The sequence below is a fragment of the Phaeobacter sp. CAU 1743 genome, from assembly GCF_039839315.1.
Taxonomy (GTDB): domain Bacteria; phylum Pseudomonadota; class Alphaproteobacteria; order Rhodobacterales; family Rhodobacteraceae; genus Phycobacter; species Phycobacter gallaeciensis_A.
Genome location: NZ_JBDOQR010000139.1, coordinates 1 through 4,435 on the forward strand (window position 1 = coordinate 1; position 4,435 = coordinate 4,435).

General features: G+C 52.5%; 3 protein-coding genes and 1 pseudogene. 1 reads left to right on the top strand and 3 read right to left on the bottom strand.

Features of this window, described 5'->3' with window-relative positions; all coding sequences use genetic code 11:
* Positions 1 to 93: 93 nt before the first annotated feature.
* The 3 genes from AAFO90_RS24060 to AAFO90_RS24070 all read right to left on the bottom strand — a co-directional run bounded on the left by AAFO90_RS24060 (position 94) and on the right by AAFO90_RS24070 (position 3,296).
* Positions 94 to 390 (bottom strand): hypothetical protein, encoded by a 297-nt coding sequence (locus AAFO90_RS24060; RefSeq protein ID WP_347511075.1) that lies wholly within the window; start codon positions 388 to 390, stop codon positions 94 to 96.
* Positions 391 to 1,344: 954 nt separating this feature from the next.
* Positions 1,345 to 2,418: a hypothetical protein gene (locus AAFO90_RS24065; protein WP_347511076.1), complete on the bottom strand. Its 1,074-nt coding sequence runs from the start codon at positions 2,416 to 2,418 to the stop codon at positions 1,345 to 1,347.
* Positions 2,419 to 2,633: 215 nt separating this feature from the next.
* Complete coding sequence (locus tag AAFO90_RS24070; protein WP_347511077.1) at positions 2,634 to 3,296, bottom strand: hypothetical protein; 663 nt, start codon at positions 3,294 to 3,296, stop codon at positions 2,634 to 2,636.
* 400 nt (positions 3,297 to 3,696) lie between these two features.
* Between AAFO90_RS24070 and AAFO90_RS24075 the strand changes: the two are divergent.
* A pseudogene (locus tag AAFO90_RS24075) lies at positions 3,697 to 4,435 on the top strand (IS3 family transposase); the annotation flags it as partial.

The following is a 4,435-nucleotide window of genomic DNA, read 5'->3' on the forward strand; positions in this document are numbered from 1 at the left end:
GGAACAACTCGACCTCTTCGAAGCCCTGGATCTGAAAACACCCGCCTGAAACGGCCATGTTGTGGCAAAAGCGGGCATCCCGCTCCAACAATATCAGTCGCTTACGCGCTTAGCTGTTGAAGTTGGGAATATCGCGCTTTCCGAGCCGGGGTCTTGTGCTAGTGCAGCCTTGTAATAAGCAACCGCATGTACGAACTGCCGATCACGCATTTTGGACGCTGCTTCCGTCAACGGATCAACGCTTGTATCAACCTCAACCTGATAGACCTCCGCCGGAGCCAACCGGGAGCTGGGCGAGGCGGCATCGTAATCAAAGGCCTTCTGGCAGGCAGGAAGCATCAGACACAAAGTGAATGCGCCCTGCAGAATGCCTCTCTCAAGACGCGTCATAAAACAATACCTCCTACAAGAGATGAGAATGCACGGAGCGGGTTGAGGCACGCCCTAGGTTCAATGGCTAAGTGCCTTGCGCAAGTGGGTCAAGCAGGAATGAAGACAATGTTTCTTCCAAAAAACAATGGCTGTCGCCACGCTCGGTCCTGAACGGAGCTATGAGTGAATCTGATGTTTGGCGATTTGAATGACGGCGGTGCATCTGGTTGGTTTGAAGTCGCAAAACAAACCACCAACCATTCAAGGACGCACCCCTGATTGCGGGCTTGCGAGGTCGCGCAGGGACGTGATTCCGATGATGCCGCGGTCTGGACTGTCGCTGAATTCCGTCGAGTACGCCTATGAGATGGGCACACCGGAATTACTTCGAACCAGCATCATGTTGGCGGCCGCCGCGCTGACCACGAACCGAAGCATGTACCCCAAGGATCTCAACCGAAAGCCGCGACAGAGGCCAAGACCGACACCAAGAATATCAAAGGAACCGCTACGGCGGATCAATTGTCTTGCGTAAAGCTGCTTGGCCGAGACGCCCGCGTTAACGACGTCTTGACCCTAACAAGAGACAATCTTTGTAACCTTCTCCGTTAATCCAGGCCAAATGATTCAGGGTTCACACGTCGTCCGACAGCGTCTGGGCGCTTGGCCATGTCAGCTAAAGCCCGACCAGGTGCCCGAAGCGAACTGCTGGTGCCAACAGTCAAACTTTCTCTGGACGAGGCGGGAGAATACGCGCCCTGGTTGCCGATATCAGGTGATCCCATACCAGCGGTGTTGGATACAGCAGCGTCGCGCGGCGCACTGCCGTACTCAACGATAATGTGTAAGGTACTAAGTACATCTCCGTCGCTATCTCGAGCTATATCTGCGAATGCGGCGCCGCATCCGAGCAGGGAGGCCAGTAGGCTAGCTGCCAGCAATTTTTTGCGAAACACGGTATTTCCTTTCCAATTAGAAGTGGGCCAAAGCAACACTGACCGAACCGGTCAATCGTGGCCCGTCACCACTAAAGTTTGTGAGATCTCTGACGCCAATTTTGAATGCGATGGGAGATTCTGATAGGCGCCAGCTGGCCCCCAGGCTCAAGTTTCGTCCGTTCCAATCGGCTATCACCGAAGTCGTGTTACTGGTCCGGAAAGAAAGTCCTCCGAATAAAGCGGTCGCATAACGGCCTTTGCCTTCTGCTGTGTCGCGTGGACTTTTATGTGCGAACCGGCCGCCGCCGACCCCTACAGTAAGAACTCCCTCGAACGGGAATGGTGCGTTCACAGAGTCGAATGCCCAACTTGCCACGATATAGGGGCTAGCTTCTCCGTCAGTCTCTTTTACGAAAAGGTTCTCAGCGCCAACGCCAATAGATAGCCCGTCGAACAGATAACGGCTAATCTGGAAGCCGAAGGATGTTCGATCCTGGTTATTTAAATCAGAAAGGTCATTTAGTGAGACCCCCATCGAGACGCCTAGGCCTTCAAAGGAGTTTCCGAAGCCAAGTCCTAATCCAAGGCCGGCATCAGGGTCGTTTGTCCATGGAACACGGCTAACCCCACCAACGGAAGCAGCCAAAGTTGCATGATTGGTTTGATTGGCAAACACGGCCGGCCCGAATCCAGACGGAATAGTTAGGACGTGTGCCGTTGGACCGGGTAGAGTGACACGATGGGCTCTGTACATGTGACGTACGGCCCGTTCGTCTTGCAGGTCAATCGCTTCTAGGCGTTTATACAGCTGGCGTTCGTTTGCAACGTCCCGATTAATAGTAAAATGCCGGCGCTCGTCATTAAAAATTAGTACACCTGCATCTGAAAGGTTTTTTACGTCATCCAGCGTTAAAATAAACCCACCAATCTGGACGGCATCATAGCGCCCGTCTTCAGCCAGATCAGCGGCATGAGTATTTTCAGCGTATGCAAGGCTGAAAGCAGCGAGCGACACTGTCAATGTAAGTGGTTTCATGAATAAAGGTACCTTGGCGCCACGCCGAATTGCCTTTTTGGCGGCCATATTAAGTTGTTTCAGTGGGAACATTGCAGATGGCCCCCGTAGGGCATCGGATTTGATGTCACTGCATATGCTGCTTTGCACCTGCCATGCATTGTACAAGAAGGCATCTCGTTTTCTTTGTGTACGCCGCGCGACTAAGTTCGAGCGTTCAACGCCAAACGAATGCCGATACTTAAGCGGTTGGTCTCAGCATTAGCACCTAAAACGTCATTATTTCATATGCCGACGGCAGCTAGTGTTTAGCCGTCAGGCCGGGCCCTTAAGCCCATTTTTTCCTTTATGAGCGGAAAAAGTATAAGAGCCCCGAGCGAAACTTGCCCCGCAAGTATGTACATCCCAGTTGCATACAGCCAACTTCGAGTTTCGAGCAAGGAAAGTAATCCTGCGATCATCCCAGCAACTGTCGCAACACCAATGTAGGAGAACCAATACAGATCAATGACGCCTGTATCTGACTTGGATTTTTCTTGCGCGAACGGTTCACATTTTTTTTTTACCCAAACCATATTGTTTACGCGGGACTGTACGATAGCGTAGTCTACAGACGCCTGCGACAGCGGGGCCTTTAGACTGCAGTCACAGACAGAAACTCTGGTCAGGTCGAACTCATCACGAGAAAATTCTGATGAGATAAGTACTACCGGCAACCTGGGCAGAAATCGCCTTAGATCTAGCAAGTCATCGATAATCGCTTCTATCCCACCCAATCCATCGACATCGACAAAAAGGCGATCAATTTGCGGCCTGGCCACTCCGTTCATGGCGATTAGATCCATTAAGGATGTAAAACGAACCAGAGTGCTTCCGCTCGCTGACACGGCATCTGTCAAATCCACAAAGGTCACGCCACATGGACCAACAAAACCTACAGCATATGTCCGGATATTTACAAGTTTGTTCACAGCAGTCTTCCCCGAATGCCTTTTTAGGCTAGCAAATAGGGGGCGGGGATTGACCCCTCTCGTCGGTATAGCCGTGTATCTTTGATCTGGGATTTGGTATCGAAAGAGTATTATTGCTGATCGAGCGCTCGCTTGACGTGTTGATAAGGCACACATGGCGTGCAGCGTTTCAGTGACAAGGACGGATCGATGGAGGTTTGATGCGGCAACCCGTGCGAGCTTTCTGCGATCGGGCCGTACCTATGATGCACGATGGGGCAGGCGGCAAACCTACCGCACCAGAAAACAGGCGCGCGCAGATATCTTCGCCAAACTTCAACGGTTCTACAATGCAAAGTGGACCTGTCGCGGTTTGATGCCGCTCCTTTGATAGCATTTACTGCAACAAAGGAGATGAACTATGGGACTGAAACGGACGGACGAATTCCGTAAGGATGCGGTGCGCATTGCACTGACCAGTGGACTGAAGCGCAAACAGGTGGCTGATGATTTGGGTGTCGGTATGTCGACACTGAATAAGTGGATCACAGCACATCGAGACACGGATGTGGTGTCGCAAGAGGATTTGGACCTCGCAAAAGAGAATGACCGGCTTCGACGTGAGATCCGGCTCCTCAAGGAGGAGAGGGAAATTCTAAACTGAAGAGGATCAGGAAAGGCCCCGGTGGGGCGTTTCCCCGATGAAGGCCACCCAGTTCTTCGCGGGCCTAAAGCAATGAAGTTTAGGTTTATCGAAGAACACAGGTCCGACTTTCCAACCAATCGTCTTTGCGATGTCGTCGGCGTTAGCACGCGCGGATTGCGGGCGTTCCGCAGCCGTCCGGCCAGTCGCAGGCAGCGGTCCGATCTGGTGACGCTGGCACATATCAAGGAACAATCTCGTCTCAGCTTGGGCAGCTACGGCAGGCCACGGATGACGGAAGAGCTGAAGGAAATCGGCTTGGACGTCGGACATCGCCGGGTTGGCAGATTGATGCGCCAGCATGGTATATCCGTCGTCAGAACCCGTAAACACAAGGTCACCACAGACAGCGATCACAAGTTCAACATTGCGCCGAACCTGCTGGATCGTGACTTCACCGCCAACGCGCCGAACCAGAAATGGGCCGGTGACATCAGCTATGTTTGGACCCAAGAGG

Bases quoted from the DNA above. Each gene is read 5' to 3' on its own strand.
- AAFO90_RS24060 (WP_347511075.1), bottom strand. From the start codon at position 390: ATGACGCGTCTTGAGAGAGGCATTCTGCAGGGCGCATTCACTTTGTGT.
- AAFO90_RS24065 (WP_347511076.1), bottom strand. From the start codon at position 2,418: ATGTTCCCACTGAAACAACTTAATATGGCCGCCAAAAAGGCAATTCGG.